The organism is Chelativorans multitrophicus, from assembly GCF_011317445.1.
GTDB lineage: Bacteria > Pseudomonadota > Alphaproteobacteria > Rhizobiales > Rhizobiaceae > Chelativorans > Chelativorans multitrophicus.
In genome coordinates this window covers 1,495,265-1,512,798 of record NZ_JAAAPL010000001.1, presented here as the reverse complement: position 1 = coordinate 1,512,798, position 17,534 = coordinate 1,495,265, and the positions used below count along the sequence as shown (strand labels likewise).

Sequence of the window (17,534 nt, the reverse complement as noted above, 5' to 3'; positions counted from 1 at the left end):
GCCTAGCCTATCGCGCTCGGCAACCAAAGGGCGATGGAAGGTATGGCGAGCAGCAGTGCCAGCCGCACCAGATCCGCGCAGACGAAAGGCCAGATCCCGCGATAGATGTCCTGCAGCCGGATCTCGCCGCCAAGCACCCCCCGCAGAACGAAAACATTCATCCCGATCGGTGGCGTGATCATTCCCGTCTCGATCATGCTGAGCGTCACGATGCCCCACCAGACGAGGTCGAGGCCGTACCCCTCGATTACGGGAATGACGATTGGCGCGGTAACTAGAAGGGCTGCAACGGAATCAAAGATCGCCCCAAGAATGAGGTAAACCGCGACGAAGGCCAGCAGCACCACGATCTGCGGGGTGGTCGCGGGATCTGCCCATGTGAGGACGACGCGGGCAAGCCCGGTTAGGTTTAGAAGAGCCGCGAACAGGCTGGCGCCAAGTATAACCATGTAGAGCTTGGCACTGGAGGTCATGGCATCCAAAAGCGAGGCGCTGAGAGCACCGAATGTAAACGACCCGCCGACAACCCAGAATATGAGCGCAAGGATGCACCCCACGGCTGCCGCTTCGCTCGAAGTGAAAAGGCCTCCGTAAAGACCGGCCAGGACAATGATGAAGAGCAGCGCGGGTGGCCAGGCCCCAAGAACATCGCGCAGGATCTCGCGCAGCGGTTTCTGTGCCATCTGTGGCGCTACGTCCGGGCGCAGCCGCACCATGACGGCGATGGTGGCGGCATAGAGCAAGATCGCCAGTAATCCCGGAAACAGCGCTGCCGCGAAGGCCCGCTCGATGGATTGCTCCGCCACCACGCAGTAGATGATGAGAATGACCGAAGGCGGGATCAGCGCGCCCAGAGTTCCCCCTGCCGCAATCGTACCGCAAGCAAAGCTTTGGCGGTAACCGTTCACCCTCATCTCGTCGAAGGCCACACGTCCGAGTGTCGCCGTCGTGGCCACGGATGACCCGCTGACTGCCCCAAACCCGCCGCAGCCGACGACTGTCGCGATGGCCAGGCCGCCGCGCACCGGACCGAATATCGCACGGGCTGCCGTGAAGATCCGCGCCGCCAGCCCGGCCCGGATGGCGAAACTGCCCATCATTAGGAACAGAGGGATCGCTATTAGTTCATTGCTCGACAACACGTCGCGGACTTCGTTCTGCAACACCCGTTCTGCTGCACGCGTGCTGAGCAGGGCCCAAACACCCGTAACGCCGACGATGCCCATTGAAATCCCGATGGGGACTTGCGCCATGGCAAGCGCATAGACCGCCCCGAAAAGAAGTCCGCCCTTGGCAACCGGGCCAAGCTGGTCCTGATAGACAAAGATCGCCACCAAAATCCCGATCGCAAGCAGGAGGAAGAATGGCACGATCAAGGCGCCTCGATCCCATGCCGGCAGTTTCTCCCGCACGGCGCCGAAATTCACGGCCATGGTGAGAAGAGCCGGGAAAAGTAGGAAAAGCGCGGCAAACCAGAATGGCCATGTGGGCCACCGGACCACCAGCGTCGTCTCCGCGCTGGCAAAGGCATGCATTGCCATGCGGAACAACGCCCACGTGGCGAGCCCGATGAAGATGGAGGTCACGGCTGCGGGGATCAGCCGCGAGAGAAAATCCCCGCGTTCCGCCAGGAGGTCCATTCCAATGTGATCGGATAGAAGTGTCGGGCGAACGAAGGAAGCCGCCATTGCCATCGCAGCAACAAGAGCTGAAATCTCGTATAGACCCGCCATTGGCAGATCAGCGCCAAGGCGAAGCACGACATCCGCGCAGACCACAACCGCCAGCCCGAGAAGAAGAAAACCCGCCCAAAGCGCGAACTGGTCGAGAACCACTGCTCGAATCGGGGACCAGAGGTTTATGTTGGCGCCACACGCCTGATTGGCGGTGTCCGTCACGGCTGAGCTCCGCCAGCCAGAAGTTCACGGAAACGGTCGATGACAGCCTGCCCGTTCGGCGTGCTTTCGATCCAGCTAGCTTCGACGGAAGCAAGCATTTCGCGCAGCCTTCCGATTTCTGCGTCATCGGGCACGATGATGGTATCGCCTCGCGCCTCGAGTTTCGCGCGGGTTTCAGCACTTCGAGCGGTCAACCCATTCCCCCACCGCTTGGCAAAAGCCAGTCCGGAAACGTCATTGATCCCGTTCTGGCAGTCTGGCGATAGGCCCGCCCACGTATCCGAATTCATGATCAAGTAGATCCCCGCGGCGCCGAGCGGGATGTCAATATGCGCGCTGACAAGGTCAATGATGCCCCAGCCCTCCAGAGCGTACCAATCGGTGGCCACCGCATCGACCGTCTTTCTGGCAAGGTTTTCGGCCACTGCCGGGATCGGAAGGCCAAGGGGTGTCGCGCCCAAGGCTGTCATCGTGTCCGAGGCCGTCGCGCCAGATACGCGGGTCCTCATCCCCTTTAAGCCATCAAGGTCAGATAGATCGCTGGCCGCATGGAAGCTGAACACTGCACTCGAAGCGACGCTCAGAACCTGAACGCCATCGAACCCGGACAGCATCCCTTCTTCCCAGAGATGCCACATCGCAGGAGACGCCTCAGCCGTGGTGCGGGCCAGAAGCGGCAATTCCAACACCGAGCCTTCTGGGAACCGGCCCGGACTGAAAGGCATGACACCCCAGGCAAAGTCGACCAGCCCGTCCTGAACTGATTCGAAGACGTCTTCAGGCCGCGCCGCGGACCCGGCCGAGAGAAGCTCGACCGAAATCTCTCCGTTGCACGCTTTCACGATGTCCTCAAACCACGGTTCAAGTATTCCTGTGTTGATGTATGCCGTCGGTCCGGCGATGCTGGCAAACCGTAGGCTTTTCTCGGCGGCTGCACTGGCCGTGACACCTGCAAACAAGGCCACGCCACCACAAATTCCCAAAACGTAACGATGCACGGCTCTCCTCCCTTGCCCGTTCAATTTGGCAAGGATTTAACGTTTCGAACCGCGCGCTGCCAGAAGCAAAACCAAGAACGTGCACTTAGTGCACATTCAATGATTGGATTGACCTGGCACGAATTCGCGGTCTACCCCCATCTCGATCAGACCATTTCGGATGCGATCCACCGCGTGAGAAAGGTGCGAGAGAAACCGGTTCTCCGCCTCCCTGAGAGACAGGCTCTTGATAAGAAAGACCACGCTCAGGCAGGCGAGCACCCGTCCGTCGACGATCACGGGTAACGCTATTCCCCCAAAGCGTTGTTGTCGGCTCCACCCGCCATAGTTCCATCCATAACCGACGGCAGCTGTCTCGCGGGCAGCGTGTTCCACTGCCTGACGGAGGGCATGTCGCGTTGCCCTGTCGGTAACGCCTCGTTGCAGGTGGCGAATCAAGGCCTCTCGTTGGTTCTCGGCGCAGAATCCCAGAAAGGCGCGCCCCGCTGAGGATTGCAGCATTGGGAGGCGCTGCCCCACCATCGCACGATGAAACGAAAAGGGGCTAAAACGACGGGTGGTTTCCCGGATCACCATCTGGTCAGCTTGGGGCGTCGTGAAATCGGAAGGCCAGACCACGCGCTCGACCAGTTCTCCCAGGGCAGGGCCCGCTATTTGAGTGATCCAGGCTTCGTCGGTGAAGCCCTCGCTTAGTTCCCGTACCGCCAAGGCAAGCGTATATCCCCGCCGGTCTTCAGCCGGTTGGACATATCCGGCGAAGTGCAGGGTCTCAAGAAGGCGTTTAACCGTGGTGCGATGCAGGCCGGTTCGATCGGCCAGCGTTGTCACGGTGGCGAAGCCTCCTTCCTCCTCATTCATCGCCCTGAGCAGCGACAATCCCCGCAATAGTCCTTCGACGTGTTTGTACCTCTCCATGCTTCAATCCCATTCACCTTCTGATGTGCACTTAGTGCACGTCTGAAAACCGACTTCTAGACTCCACCCGCCGATTTTCCAATGGTGTGTCCTCTACGCCAGAGGGAAGCCGAGGGAGGGCAAACTTGCCATCGACATCAGACAGCGAAATCCTAGTCGTGGGCGGCGGAATTGGTGGCCTTGCTACGGCACTGGCATGCGCCCGGTCAGGCCGCGAAGTACGCGTTGTTGAGCGTGCCAGCAAGTTCTCTGAAGTTGGCGCGGGGCTACAGCTTGCCCCCAACGGCGCCGAGGCGTTGCGCATTCTCGGGGTTCTCGACACCCTTGACGAAATGGCCGTCTTCCCCGCGCAGATGGCCATGCATGACATCAATTCCGGCACGGCGCTGTCGCGTATAGACCTGGGTAGCAATCTCTCAAAACGTTTTGGACATCGCTATCGGGTTATGCATCGATCCGATCTGCTCGACGCTTTGCTGTCGGCCGTTCGTGCTCTTCCGAATGTCGTGCTGGAAACCGGACAGCATGTGACCCAAGCGCGAATTGAAGCCGACGGAAGTACCGTGACCTGCGCCAACGGCAATTCATTCCACGGTCGGGTCTTAATAGCGGCGGACGGCGTCAATTCCGTCCTCAGGCGCCAGATCCATGGCCCCGATTCCGTGCGCTGTGAAGGGTATGTTGCCTATCGCGGAACGGTCCCTTTTGCTGAACTGCCCGAGCATTCAGGCGAGGATACGGTTGTGCTCTACACCGGGGATGGCAACCACCTGGTGCAGTACCCTGTGCGACGTGGTGAACTCTACAATCAGGTCGCGGTGTTCCGCAGTTCTCAGTACCGACCGGACCTTGACGACGCCAGCTGGGCTACGCCGGATGAGCTTGACGCGGCCTTCGCGAAGACCGTTCCATACGTCAGAGCATCAATTTCGCGGATCGACAGGCAGTTCCGCTGGCCTCTGAGGGATCGAGATCCAATTCGCAACTGGGTACGCGACAGTGCGGCGTTGATGGGCGATGCCGCCCACCCGATGTACCAGTACCTCGCGCAGGGAGCATGTCAGGCTCTGGAAGATGCCGTGACGCTCGGTGCTTGTCTGGGGGTGGAAGTTTCCGGCAAAGCGTTGGCCCGTTACGCCCGCCTTCGGCAGACCAGGACGGCCCAAGTCCAGCTGACCGCACGCAAATTCGGGGAATTCATTCACTTGGGTGGCATGGCCGCCAGCCTGCGCGACACAATCCTGCAATCACACGATCCTGCGGACTATTCGCAAATGGAGTGGCTTTGGGGCTGGCGAGGTTCGTTAGACGGAGCTGATCCAGATGCTGGAATTTGCACAGAAGAATTGATGGAGGAGACGCGATGAGCGACGCACTTTCGAAGACGCCGCAGAGTTACATCGATGCTGTTGAGGCACAGGCGCTTGCGCCACTCTGGGGTCGGCTTCGCGGGCTGGTTCCAACAGAACCCAAACCTCAGGCTGAAGCGCATTTATGGGATTTCGACGCCCTGAAACCTCACATCCTTGAAGCTGGCCGGCTGGTGACTGCCAAGGAGGCCGAGCGGCGGGTGCTGATCCTCGAAAACCCGGCACTAAAAGGAACGAGCCGGATAGCGGATTCTGTCTTTGCGGGTTTCCAGATCATCCTGCCGGGCGAGGTCGCGCCTTCGCACCGCCATAGCCAGGCCGCACTGCGCTTTGTCCTCGATGGCTCGGGCGCCTATACCGCCGTGGGCGGTGAGAGAACCACGATGGAGTTCGGTGACTTCATTGTGACTCCGCCGTGGCGCTGGCACGATCACGGCAATCCCTCTGACGCACCGATGATCTGGCTCGACGGGCTCGATATCCCGATGGTGCGGATGTTCAATGCGGGTTTCGAAGAGGACATGGAGACAGAGGCGCAGGAGATCGTCAAGGAGGAGGGCGACAGCCTCGCCCGTTACGGTTCAGGGCTGATGCCCGTGGATCAGAAATGGGAGCGGCTCTCTTCGCCAGTTTTCAACTATTCCTACGAAAAGAGTCGCGCGGCAGTCGAACAGGCCGCGAGAACCGGTAAGCCCGACCCCTGCCATGGCTGGCGGCTGCGCTATACCAATCCCGTCGATGGCGGATGGGCGATGCCAACACTCGCGACCTACCTGCGCAAACTGCCGGCGGGCTTCGTCTCAACCCCTTACCGTTCGACCGAAAGCACGGTCTTCGTTGTCACCGAGGGACGCGGGCACGTAGAGGTCGCGGGCAAGCGCATGGCCTTTAAGAAGAAGGATATCTTCGTCGTGCCCGCCTGGACCTCTTTCACGCTGGAGGCGGAGCCCGACACCTTCCTTTTCAACTACTCGGATCGTGCCGCGCAAGAAAAACTCGGCTTCTTCATGGAAGCGCGCGGCAACGAGGCACCGTCTTTCCCACCCTCGCATTGACGAGATCTGAGCCCCACCAGTCGGCAGGCTGGTGCTGGCTCCAAAGGATACAGATATGACCAACTATATCTTCACACCGCCTGAGCGGCCCAGCCTTCCCGTGCGTGGCCTTTCGGCGCGCTTCCCCGTCCGCCGCATCTTTTGTGTCGGACGGAACTACGCCGAACATGTGCGCGAGATGGGCCGCGACCCGGACCGCAACCCGCCATTCTTCTTCACCAAGCCATCCGATGCGCTGGTGCAAAACGGGAGCACGATTCCTTATCCTGCCGCGACAGGCAACTTGCAGCACGAAATCGCACTGGTCGCTGCCATCGGAACGGCAGGCGCCAACATCTCCGAGCAAGATGCCCTTTCTCATGTCATGGGCTACGCCGTGGGTAATGACCTGACCCGGCGAGATCTACAGACGCAGGCGCGCGACGATGGCCGTCCCTGGGACACCGGCAAGGCCTTTGACGCATCCGCTCCAATGACGGAGATCCTCCGCAGCGAAGAAATCGGCCACCCTCAAAGCGGGGAAATCTGGCTCGACGTCGACGGCGAGCGGAAGCAGGAGGGAGATTTGGCGCAATTGATCTGGAAGCTCGACGAGATCGTTGCCGCCTGCTCACGCCTCTGGCGACTGGAGCCGGGCGATCTCATTATGACGGGTACACCAGCCGGGATCGGGCCGGTCACTGCCGGGCAGACCATGACCGGCGGAATCGCAGGGTTCCCCGTCCTCACCACGACGATCGGGCCCGCGATATGAAACCCGTTCTCTACGACTTCTTCCGTTCGACCGCGGCTTGGCGGGTGCGGATCGCGTTCAATTTGAAGGGCGTAGCCTATGACCGCCACGGTGTTTGGATTCGCGGTGAGGAGCACAAGAGCGCGACCTACCGTGCCGCCAATCCGCAAGGCCTTGTTCCTGCTCTTGGCGTGGGGGAGACCATCCTTCCGCAATCCATCGCGATCATCGACTGGCTGGACGAGACGTATCCCACCCCGCCGCTGCTGCCCGCCGACCCGCTCGACCGGGCTCTGGTTCGCTCGGTTGCACTACTGGTCGCCTGCGATATCCACCCTTTGAACAACCGCCGGGTGCTGGAATATTTAAAGGGAGAGCTCGGCCTCGACGAAGCTGCCGTGAAGGCTTGGGAGAGGACCTGGGTCGCCGAGGGCTTCCGTGGGATCGAAGCGCAATGCGCCGGTGGCCAGGGGCCGTTCCTCTTCGGCGCCACGCCGACTATGGCCGACATATGCCTCGTCCCGCAAGTCGGCAACGCGGCTCGTGCGGGTGTCGATGTGAATAACTATCCGACACTCGCCCGCGCCCATGCGGCGATGACGGCCCTGCCGGAGGTGCAGGCTGCCCATCCGGACCGCCAGCCTGACGCAGCCAAAGCATGACCCGTATTTCCAACGCAGCGATCGTCACTAACATCGCCGCCGCGCTGCAGTACATCTCGGTCTTCCATCCGCCCGAGTACATCCGCCACCTTGCGGCTGCCCACGCACAAGAGGAGAGCTTGCCCGCCCGCGCCGCAATCGAGCAGATCCTGATCAGTTCGCGCATGGCCGCGCTCGGGCAACGTGCCATTTGTCAGGACACCGGCACTGTCAACGCGCATATGAAAGTGGGCATGGGGGTGCGGCTTGATGGTGATTCCAGCCTTCAGAACCTGCTCGACGAAGCGATCCGGCTAGCCTGGGCCGATGACCGCAACCCGCTGAGGGCCTCCATCGTCGCCGACCCGCTGTTCGCGCGCCGCAATACCCGCGACAACACCCCGGGCATGCTGACCGTGGAAATCGTGCCCGGAGACGGTATCGAAATTGCCCTCATGTCGAAGGGCGGCGGCTCGGAGAACAAGAGCCGCTTCACCACACTCAGGCCTTCAGACAGCGTCGAGGACTGGGTAATCGATCAGCTTCCCGGCTTGGGCGCCGGCTGGTGCCCTCCGGGCATGCTGGGCATCGGGGTCGGCGGCAGCGCCGACATGGCCATGCGGCTTGCCAAGGAGAGCCTTTACGATGCGCCCAACATGGCATGGTTACGACAGAAGGCGAACCACACCGAAGAGGAGGCCTTCCGCGTCCGCGTCTGTGACCGGGCCAACGCACTCGGCATTGGTGCCCAGGGGTTGGGTGGGCTGACCGCGGTGCTCGACGTAAAGCTACGGACCGCGCCAACGCATGCCTCTGCGCTGCCGGTCGCGCTGATCCCGCAATGCGTGGCAACGCGAATGGTCCGCTTCCGCATCTCGGCAACCGAGGGCTTCGATCTCTCGCCGCCCGATCCTGCGCTTTGGCCGGAGATCACCGCCCCCGCCGTTGACGGAGTCCAGCGGATCAATCTCGACACCTTGACCGAGTCCGCGAAGCAGAGTTGGAAAGCAGGCGACACCCTGCTTCTGTCGGGCCGCATCCTGACTGGCCGTGATGCAGCCCACAAGCGCCTCGACGAAATGCTGGATCGCGGCGATCCCCTGCCCGTCGATTTGCGCGGCCGCGCGATCTATTATGTCGGTCCGGTCGATCCCGCTCCGGGCGAGATCATCGGCCCGGCGGGACCCACCACTTCCACCCGAATGGACAAATTCACTCCCCGTCTTCTTGCCCAAACCGGTCTCGGACTGATGATTGGGAAGGCCGAGCGTGGACCAGACGTTATTGAAGCGATCGCTCGCCACAAGGCCCCGTACCTCATCGCCGTCGGCGGCGCAGCCGTTCTCATCTCCCGCGCGATCCGCAACGCCCGCGTCGTCGCCTTCGAGGACCTCGGCATGGAAGCCATCCACGAATTCGAAGTCCAGGACCTGCCCGTCATCGTCGCAGTCGACACCGCGGGTACATCGATACACGACACAGGACCCGCGCAGTGGCGTAGAACGTCAACCAGCCGGTCTTCTTAACCGATAAGTGTGCGAGAAGCTGTCGCCAGCTTTGTGTGCCCAAAGCTGCATGGCAGCGGTTGCGTTGAAAGCGGGCATGCTGATCCGTGCTACGCCGCCCAGCGCGCCGCCGCTGCCCGGATATGCTGAAAAGGAGGATGCCGCCCCAGGGCCGGCAAGCGTGGTCTGTGGGCAAGTAGTTTGAATCGCCTAGTATGTTTCCATGCCATCCTCCTTCTAAAAAACAAAAGGGGATGACATCCGTCTGATCATGCAGATTTCAACTAATTCGTGATTTTTACTGTAGTTTAGCCATAGAGCTACATGGCGTTGCATCGACTATAACAATGGCACGTCGTGCTCTTATAAATTTTTTGGGAGAAATGCTGCAAGGCAGGTCTGCCGCCAGTATGGCTACTGGTGGTTAGGTGGTGCCGCATGCCGGACTCGAACCAGCGACCCCATCATTACGAATGACGTGCTCTACCAACTGAGCTAATGCGGCCCGGGCCAACCGGCCATCGGTGCCCGGCTGATACAGGCATTGTGCCCGATAATCAAGAGCCCGATAAGAGCAGAGCCAAGTTCCGGACCCATGTGAGCTTTTCACTTTTCCAATGGCCTTGTGCCGCGCGTCCGTCCAGGGGGCACCTGGTGCATGATGATGGCATCTTGCGATTGTTCCTATCCTTCCAAACCGGGAGGCGATCGCGCCCGGCAGCCCCCGAACATGCATTATTTGCGCATAAAACAGGCGGATCACTAGAACCGGCATATCGCGCTGACGGGTTCCTGAAGTTCCGGATCTGCCGCACAGCATGGATCGAAGGAGGATTCATGAGAAAGCATTTAATGCTTCACACGGGCATCTTGGGCTTGTGCATCCTCCCGTTCATCGGAACTGCGCATGCTGCGGACCCTGTGACTTTTTCGGGCTTGTTTCTCGCGCAGAACGAACAGTTCCGTTTCTCTGTTGAGGCTGGCTACCTCACAGCCAGGGCGAACGAATACGTCTATGAGGAAGGCAGAACAGTAAGCAGGCTGATATGGGACATCAATGCCGCGGCAACCATAACTGCCCGCGCGGAAATGAACATGACACCGCGATGGCGGCTGTCGGGCTCCGCAACGGTCGGGATCGACCACAGCAATTTCATGGCCGATTATGACTGGTTGACGCCAAGTCCTGACTGGTCCCACCGTTCCGTCCATTGGGACACGCAGCTTGACCATTATGTGGCGCTGGACCTGGGGGCCAGCTATGCCGCCTGGCAGATCAATAGGACGACCCTGAACATTCTCGGCGGGCTGCGATATACTGATTTTCAGTTAAGCTCCTACGGCGGCTCCTTCGTTTATACGACCGAAGACGGTGAGTTTCGCGGGGATAGTTTGAGTTTTCCTGACGGCCAGGCCGTAATCACCTATCGCCAGCGGCTGCCGGCGCTCTATGGAGGGTTAGGCGCATCCCGCCAGATCGGCAGCGTGCATTTCGATGCAGGCATACTGGGCGGCGTGACCCTGTGGCCGCGCGATAAGGATCACCACTGGCTGCGGTCGCTCAAATTCAAGGACGAGTTCAAGCGAAGTCCTTATCTGGCCCTGCAGCTGCGGGCGAGCGTGCCTGTTTCCGACAAGGGCGAGGCATTCCTGTCGGCACGCTTCGAAAAATATTTCCGCATGGAAGGCAACACGCACATTTTGGACACGCGCACCGGCCAAAGCTCTCTCTTTCAAGATAGCGCAGGCGCTTCGCTGCAGGCGTTGAATATAGGCGTCGGCCTGCGCTTCAGGTTTTAGCGCGTTCCCTGCCGCGTGCTCTCTCCGACTTAGAGGTTATGGACTCCTGCAACTTGTGAGGTAAGCTCGGCGCTATTACGCGCCTTTGAGTGCCGGTCGCGAATTAGGAGGGAAGCCATGGCTGATATATCGATGGTGATCAATGGCCGCGAGGTGCGGGGCAGTGTGGAGGACAGGATGCTGCTCGTCCATTTCCTGCGGGAGAGCCAAGGCCTTACAGGCACTCATGTCGGCTGCGACACGTCGCAGTGCGGCGCCTGCGTCGTGCATGTGGATGGCAAGGCGGTAAAATCCTGCACCATGCTGGCCGCCCAGGCTTCCGGCTGCGAGGTTGTCACCATCGAGGGCCTTGCGAAAGACGGGCAGTTGCACCCGGTGCAGGCCGCTTTCAAGGAGCATCACGGGCTGCAGTGCGGCTTCTGCACGCCAGGCATGGTCATGAGCGCGGTCGATATGATTCGCCGTCATCCCGCAGGGCTCGATGAGAAGACCGTGCGGGCGGAACTGGAGGGCAATATCTGCCGCTGCACCGGCTATCACAACATTGTAAAGGCGATCATGGCCGCATCCGAAGAGATGAGCGGCAAGGCGCAAGCGGCGTAGGAAAGCGAGTAGCTAGGAGGGGATTTAGAATAGGGACTGCAAATGTGCTGAGGATGCAACTCTCCTGAGTGCCGGCGCAGGCGTGGCGATGCCATTCTTACGCGTTCCCTATTCGCTCATTTCGACGGAGGAGCAACATGGGCATCGAAGGCATCGGCGCGCGGGTCACGCGCAAGGAGGACCAGCGGTTCGTCACCGGTCTCGGCCGTTACGTGGACGACATGGTCGTCCCCGGCATGAAATATGCGGTTTTTGTGCGCAGCCCGCACGCACACGCGACGATAAAGGCAATCGATACGGCCTCGGCAAAAGCTATGCCCGGCGTGATTGGCGTGCTCACCGGGCCGGAGCTCAAGAGCGACGGGATCGGCAATATCATTTGCGGCTGGATGATCCACTCCAAGGATGGCAGTCCCATGAAGATGGGAGCCTGGTCGCCGCTCGCCACCGATAAAGTGCGCTATGTGGGCGATGCTGTCGCGATCGTCGTGGCCGAAACGCGAGGACAGGCCCGCGACGCGGCGGAGGCGGTAGCGGTCGATTATGACGAGCTTCCCGCCGTCACCGATGCGCAAAAGGCGCTGGAAGCAGGCGCGCCGCAAATCCATCCGGAAGCCCCGAACAATCTCATCTTCGATTGGGAGCTCGGCGATTCCGCGGATGCTGAGCGGGCGCTTGCGGGCGCGGCCCACGTCACCCGCATGCGGATCGTCAACAACCGCCTCATTCCTAACGCAATCGAGCCTCGCGCGGCTCTCGGGCATTATGACAAGGCGGAGGACCATTTCACGCTCTGGACAACGAGTCAGAACCCGCATTTGGCCCGCCTCGTCATGAGCGCCTTCTACAATGTCGCGCCGGAAAACAAGCTGCGCGTCATCGCGCCGGATGTGGGCGGCGGTTTCGGCTCCAAGATCTACATCTATCCGGAGGAGATCGTCTGCCTCTGGGCTTCGAAACGCACCGGCGTACCGGTGAAATGGGTGGCGGACCGCACGGAGAGCTTCCTCTGTGATGCCCATGGACGCGATCATGTTACGGAAGTCTCGATGGGCTTCGACGCGGACAACCGAATCGTGGGCCTGAAGGTCGACACCATTGCCAATCTCGGCGCCTATATGTCGCTCTTCTCCTCCTGCGTGCCTACCTATCTCTACGCCACCTTGCTTTCCGGCCAGTACGAAATCCCGCATATTCACTGCAACGTGCGCACCGTCTACACCAACACCGCACCTGTTGACGCCTATCGCGGCGCGGGACGGCCGGAGGCAACTTACCTTTTGGAGCGGGTGATGGAGACCGCCGCGCGCGAGCTTGGCGTCTCGCCGGCGGAATTGCGCCGCAAGAATTTCATCCGCGAATTCCCGCATCAAACGCCGGTGATCATGAATTATGACGCCGGGGATTATGAGGCGTCGCTCGAAGCTGCCATGCGAGCTGCCGATTATGCAGGCTTCCCCGCCCGCCGCGAGGAGGCGAAGCGGCGCGGCAAGCTGCGCGGCATCGGCATGAGCTGCTACATCGAGGCCTGCGGTCTTGCGCCCTCGCAGGCGGTGGGCAGCCTTGGCGCTGGCATCGGGCTTTGGGAATCGGCTGAGGTGCGCGTGAACGCCGCCGGCACGATCGAGGTGCTCACTGGCTCGCACAGCCACGGCCAGGGCCACGAGACCACCTTTGCCCAGGTGGTGGCGGACAGGCTGGGCGTGCCGCTTGATTCGGTGTCCGTCGTCCATGGCGATACCGACAAGGTGCAGATGGGCATGGGCACCTATGGCTCGCGCTCCGGGGCTGTTGGCATATCGGCCATCGTGAAGGCTCTGGACAAGGTGGAGGCAAAGGCGAAGAAGATCGCCGCCCACCTGCTCGAGGCGGACGAGGGCGACATCGTCATCGAGAACGGCGAGGTGAAGGTGGCCGGCACGGACCGCAGCCTGCCCTGGTTACAGGTGGCGCTCGCCGCCTATACGGCGCACAACCTGCCGGCTGGCATGGAGCCGGGCCTGAAGGAGACCTCCTTCTATGATCCGACCAATTTCACCTTCCCCGCGGGCTGCTATATCTGCGAGGTGGAGGTCGATCCCGAGACGGGCGTGACGGAGATCGTGCAGTTCGTTGCGGCGGACGATTTCGGCACCATCATCAATCCCCTTATCGTTGAGGGGCAGGTCCATGGCGGCATCACGCAGGGCGTGGGACAGGCACTGCTCGAAGGCTGCGTTTACGAACCGTCTTCCGGCCAGCTCGTCACGGCGTCCTATATGGACTACACCATGCCGCGTGCGAGTGACGTGCCCTCCTTCCTCGTTTCGACAACCGTCACGCCAAGCCCGAGCAATCCACTGGGCATCAAGGGCTGTGGAGAGGCGGGCGCTATCGGCTCCCCGCCTGCCGTGATCAATGCGATAACGGATGCCATCGGCAACAACGACCTGACCATGCCGGCCACGCCGCAAAGGGTGTGGACGGCGCTCCGGAAGCACTGACCGGCGCAAAGAGGAGAAGCCAATGTACCAAACCACTTACCATCGCCCCTCCTCGGTCACCGAGGCCGTAAAGATGCTGGGCGAGGCCGAGGACGGAAAGTTCCTCGCCGGCGGCCAGACCCTCATCCCCACCATGAAACAGCGGTTGGCTGCGCCTTCCGATGTCATCGATCTGAGGCACATCGCCGAAATGAAGGGCATCACAGTGAACGGCCGGGATGTACGTATCGGCGCCGGCACCACCCATGCGGAGGTGGCTGAACATACCGGCCTTGCCTCTGTCTGCCCTGCCATCTGTCATCTTGCCTCTCATATCGGCGACCCGCATGTGCGGCACATGGGGACGATTGGCGGGTCGATTGCCAACAACGACCCCGCCGCCGACTATCCGGCCGCAATGCTGGCCCTCAACGCCATGATCCACACCAGCAAGCGCGCCCTTGCTGCGGACGAGTTCTTCACCGGCCTCTTTGGCACGGCCCTGGACGAGGATGAGATCGTGACGGCGGTGTCGTTCACGGCGCCGGAGAAGGCGGGCTATGCCAAATTCCCGAACCCGGCCTCGCGCTATGCGCTTACCGGCGTTTTCGTGGCGAACCGTCCGGAAGGCGTGCGCGTTGCGGTAACGGGGGCGGGCGAGGACGGCGTCTTCCGCGCCACCGCCATGGAGGATGCGCTTTCCCGTTCTTTCGATCCTTCCGCCCTCGACGGCATCACGATATCCGCGGATGGGCTGATGTCCGACATCCACGCCTCAGCCGAGTATCGCGCCAACCTCATCGTCGTGATGGCGAAACGCGCCGTACAGGCGGCGAACGGCTGAGCCATTCTGAAACCGATTGAGAAAGGGACCTTCCCAGGCCCCTTTTGCTCGTCCGAAAATAGTGCCGACAGCGATGTTGGCAGTACCTGCCGCTGCAATTGACTGCGCTCGGCGGCAGGATATGGTGCACTTCCGAAAACGCCGGCCTCCGCCGGCATTCACCCGAACCGCTAAGGTAAAATCACATGCCCGTGTCGCTTTATGACGTCAGCATCCCGGTCTTCATCAAAACCTTCGGTCATTTTTCAAAATTCCTCGACAAGGGGCGGGCCTTTGCCGACGAGAAAGGCATTCCGCATTCGGAATTGCTCAATGCCAGGCTTTTTCCAGACATGGCGCCGCTAACCGCCCAGATTCAACGGGCGAGCGACACGGCAAAATTCGCCGCGGTCCGGGTCGCTCAGGTGGAGGCCGTTTCGATGCCGGATACCGAGGCGAGCTTTGATGAACTGCAGGCGCGCATCGCCAAGACCGTGGATTTCCTGAAGCAGGTGCCGGCACATTCAGTGGATGCGGGCGAGAACATCGAGGTAACGCTGAAGACGCCAAATGCTTCGATAACCTATACGGGGAAGGATTATGTGCTCAGCTTTGCGTTGCCCAACTTCTATTTCCACGTGACCACCGCCTACGGGATTCTTCGGCACAAGGGCGTGCCGCTGGGCAAGCTCGATTTCTTCGGGCGAGGCTAACTAGGAGTCTTTGGCGCCGCCTTCGGTTGTGGCTGCTAAAAAAGACCCGGCGCGAAGCGCCGGGCCAGGGCAGGGGAGGAGAAGGGGCTACTCCTTGGTATTTAGATTGGTGCCTAGCGTGTCCCGTATGAACAAGGTGCCGATAATGAGCGACATCGCGGCCACGGCGACCGGATACCAGAGGCCGAAGTAGATATCGCCCCGATAGGCACTCATGGCGAAAACCGTTGCCGGCAGCAGCCCGCCAAACCAGCCATTGCCGATGTGGTATGGCAATGACATGCCGGTGTAGCGGATGCGGGTCGGGAACATTTCCACCAGGATCGCGGCGATCGGGCCGTAGACCATGGTCACATAGACGACCAGTATGAACAGGATGCCGATGACCAGCGGCCAGTTCACCGCCTCCGGATTTGCCACCATTTTGAACGCACCTGCACCGGGAATGGTGTAAACGGCCACCTCATTGCCGGCTGCCGCGGCTTCCGCGGCCGTCAGCAACCCATCTTCCACCGCCTGCTCCGCCGGCACCGTAGCGCCCTGGCTGCCTCGGATGGCCGCTGCATCGAGGTTAAGCTCCGGATTGGCAGCAATGAAGGCGTCGAGCTTCGGCTCTGCTACCCTGGCGGGATCGCGAACCAACGGGTACCCTGCCTGTTGCAGCGCAAGGTTGACGGAATGTGCGAAGGCAGACTCCCTTGCCCGCGCGTCGGCGCCTGCCGCGACGGCGTCATAGGACTCGATGGTTGTTGCATTGCCGATCTGCACCGTTGCTGGTGTGCCCGCTGGCGCGGTCAGCGCCACGTCATACGGCACGGAAGTACGTGTCAGGAACGAAGTGGCGATGTCGCAGGAGGTCGTGAATTTCGCCGTGCCAGTCGGGTTGAACTGGAACTTGCAGTCGCCCGGAGCGGCGGTGACAGTAGCCCGCACCTGCGCCTGAGCTTGGGCAAGAGCGGGATTAGCGGCCCAGGTGAGCGCCTTGAACAGCGGAAAATAGGTGACGATGGCGAGCGCCAGCCCGGCCATGATGATCACCTTGCGGCCCACTTTGTCCGACAGCCAGCCGAAGAAAATGAAGAAGGGCGTGGCGAGCGCCAGCGAAAGGGCGATCATGATGTTGACGGACTGGGCGTCGACCTTGAGCACGTTCTGCAGGAAGAAGAGCGCGTAGAACTGGCCATTGTACCAAACCACTGCCTGGCCCGCCGTCAGGCCGAGCAGCGCCAGGAGCGCTATCTTGGCGTTCTTCCACTGGCCGAAGGCCTCCGACAGGGGCGCTTTGGAGCCTTTGCCTTCTTCCTTCATGCGCTGGAAAGTCGGCGATTCGTTGAGTGAGAGCCGGATCCAGACTGATATCGCGAGCAGGATGAAGGAGAGCAGGAAAGGTATGCGCCAGCCCCAGGCGGTGAAAGCTTCTCGACCCATGGAGGCTTGCACCAGCAGGATTATGATGAGCGAAAGAAAGAGGCCGAGTGTCGCCGTGGTCTGGATCCACGACGTGTAATAGCCGCGCCTGTTATCCGGCGCGTGCTCGGCGACATAGGTGGCTGCGCCGCCATATTCGCCGCCGAGAGCCAGGCCTTGCAGCATGCGTAGCGCAATAAGGATGATTGGCGCGGCAATGCCGATCGAGGCGGAGCCGGGCAGCAGGCCCACGAGAAAGGTTGAAAGACCCATGATCACAATAGTGATCAGGAACGTGTATTTTCGTCCCACGAGATCGCCGATGCGGCCGAAAACCAGGGCCCCGAAGGGCCGCACCAGGAAGCCCGCTGCAAAGGCCAGCAGCGCAAAGATGTTCCGCGTAGCCTCGGGATATTGGCTGAAGAAGGTAGCGCCGATGAAGACGGCGAGCGACCCATAGAGATAAAAATCATACCACTCGAATACCGTGCCGAGCGAGGAGGCGAAGATGACCTTCTTTTCCTCGCGCGTCATGCCGCGCTGGCCGGTATCGACCGTCGATGCAACTGTCATAGTGTCCTCCCAGGTATGAAAACGACGCGGGCATCTCC

The 17,534-nt window shown here is 61.0% G+C and carries 14 protein-coding genes and 1 tRNA gene; 10 read left to right on the top strand and 5 right to left on the bottom strand.

All coding sequences use genetic code 11. The features are described 5' to 3' along the window. Positions 1–2: 2 nt before the first annotated feature. From GNP00_RS07415 to GNP00_RS07405, 3 genes are all read right to left on the bottom strand, one after another. Complete coding sequence (locus tag GNP00_RS07415) at positions 3–1,898, bottom strand: TRAP transporter large permease subunit (RefSeq protein ID WP_049764580.1); 1,896 nt, start codon at positions 1,896–1,898, stop codon at positions 3–5. After that, on the bottom strand, positions 1,895–2,896 hold the full coding sequence (locus GNP00_RS07410; protein ID WP_011579398.1) for a TRAP transporter substrate-binding protein DctP: 1,002 nt from the start codon (positions 2,894–2,896) through the stop codon (positions 1,895–1,897). The genes GNP00_RS07415 and GNP00_RS07410 overlap by 4 nt, the downstream gene beginning before the upstream one ends. A gap of 96 nt (positions 2,897–2,992) precedes the next feature. Then, positions 2,993–3,811, bottom strand: a complete 819-nt coding sequence (locus GNP00_RS07405) for a DNA-binding transcriptional regulator (protein WP_011579399.1) — start codon at positions 3,809–3,811, stop codon at positions 2,993–2,995. Between the two features lie 86 nt (positions 3,812–3,897). Here GNP00_RS07405 and GNP00_RS07400 point away from each other — a divergent pair, with 86 nt between their 5' ends. The 5 genes from GNP00_RS07400 to GNP00_RS07380 are packed head-to-tail and all read left to right on the top strand — an operon-like array spanning position 3,898 to position 9,136. Next, positions 3,898–5,178: an FAD-dependent monooxygenase gene (locus GNP00_RS07400; RefSeq protein WP_343034344.1), complete on the top strand. Its 1,281-nt coding sequence runs from the start codon at positions 3,898–3,900 to the stop codon at positions 5,176–5,178. Beyond that, positions 5,175–6,236 (top strand): gentisate 1,2-dioxygenase, encoded by a 1,062-nt coding sequence (gene gtdA / locus GNP00_RS07395; protein WP_011579401.1) that lies wholly within the window; start codon positions 5,175–5,177, stop codon positions 6,234–6,236. The genes GNP00_RS07400 and gtdA overlap by 4 nt, the downstream gene beginning before the upstream one ends. A 55-nt stretch (positions 6,237–6,291) precedes the next feature. Then, positions 6,292–6,990, top strand: a complete 699-nt coding sequence (locus tag GNP00_RS07390) for a fumarylacetoacetate hydrolase family protein (RefSeq protein WP_166015814.1) — start codon at positions 6,292–6,294, stop codon at positions 6,988–6,990. Next, positions 6,987–7,631: a maleylacetoacetate isomerase gene (gene maiA, locus GNP00_RS07385; protein ID WP_011579403.1), complete on the top strand. Its 645-nt coding sequence runs from the start codon at positions 6,987–6,989 to the stop codon at positions 7,629–7,631. The genes GNP00_RS07390 and maiA overlap by 4 nt, the downstream gene beginning before the upstream one ends. After that, positions 7,628–9,136 carry a fumarate hydratase gene (locus GNP00_RS07380; protein ID WP_011579404.1) on the top strand — a complete coding sequence of 503 codons (1,509 nt, stop codon included), beginning with the start codon at positions 7,628–7,630 and terminating at the stop codon, positions 9,134–9,136. Before maiA ends, GNP00_RS07380 begins: the two co-directional genes overlap by 4 nt. Positions 9,137–9,544: 408 nt before the next feature. Here GNP00_RS07380 and GNP00_RS07375 read toward each other — a convergent pair. Then, a tRNA-Thr gene (locus GNP00_RS07375) sits at positions 9,545–9,620 on the bottom strand. A 332-nt stretch (positions 9,621–9,952) separates the two neighbouring features. Between GNP00_RS07375 and GNP00_RS07370 the strand changes: the two genes are divergently transcribed. From GNP00_RS07370 to GNP00_RS07350, 5 genes are all read left to right on the top strand, one after another. Beyond that, positions 9,953–10,915, top strand: a complete 963-nt coding sequence (locus GNP00_RS07370) for an omptin family outer membrane protease (protein ID WP_011579405.1) — start codon at positions 9,953–9,955, stop codon at positions 10,913–10,915. Positions 10,916–11,032: 117 nt separating this feature from the next. Then, positions 11,033–11,518, top strand: a complete 486-nt coding sequence (locus GNP00_RS07365; RefSeq protein WP_011579406.1) for a (2Fe-2S)-binding protein — start codon at positions 11,033–11,035, stop codon at positions 11,516–11,518. 137 nt (positions 11,519–11,655) lie between these two features. Then, positions 11,656–14,001, top strand: a complete 2,346-nt coding sequence (locus tag GNP00_RS07360; RefSeq protein WP_011579407.1) for a xanthine dehydrogenase family protein molybdopterin-binding subunit — start codon at positions 11,656–11,658, stop codon at positions 13,999–14,001. A 22-nt stretch (positions 14,002–14,023) separates the two neighbouring features. Continuing rightward, positions 14,024–14,824 carry an FAD binding domain-containing protein gene (locus GNP00_RS07355; RefSeq protein WP_011579408.1) on the top strand — a complete coding sequence of 267 codons (801 nt, stop codon included), beginning with the start codon at positions 14,024–14,026 and terminating at the stop codon, positions 14,822–14,824. Between the two features lie 185 nt (positions 14,825–15,009). Next, positions 15,010–15,516, top strand: a complete 507-nt coding sequence (locus GNP00_RS07350) for a DUF1993 domain-containing protein (protein WP_011579409.1) — start codon at positions 15,010–15,012, stop codon at positions 15,514–15,516. A gap of 87 nt (positions 15,517–15,603) precedes the next feature. Here GNP00_RS07350 and GNP00_RS07345 read toward each other — a convergent pair whose 3' ends face one another. After that, positions 15,604–17,496 carry an MFS transporter gene (locus tag GNP00_RS07345; RefSeq protein ID WP_011579410.1) on the bottom strand — a complete coding sequence of 631 codons (1,893 nt, stop codon included), beginning with the start codon at positions 17,494–17,496 and terminating at the stop codon, positions 15,604–15,606. Positions 17,497–17,534: the final 38 nt, after the last annotated feature.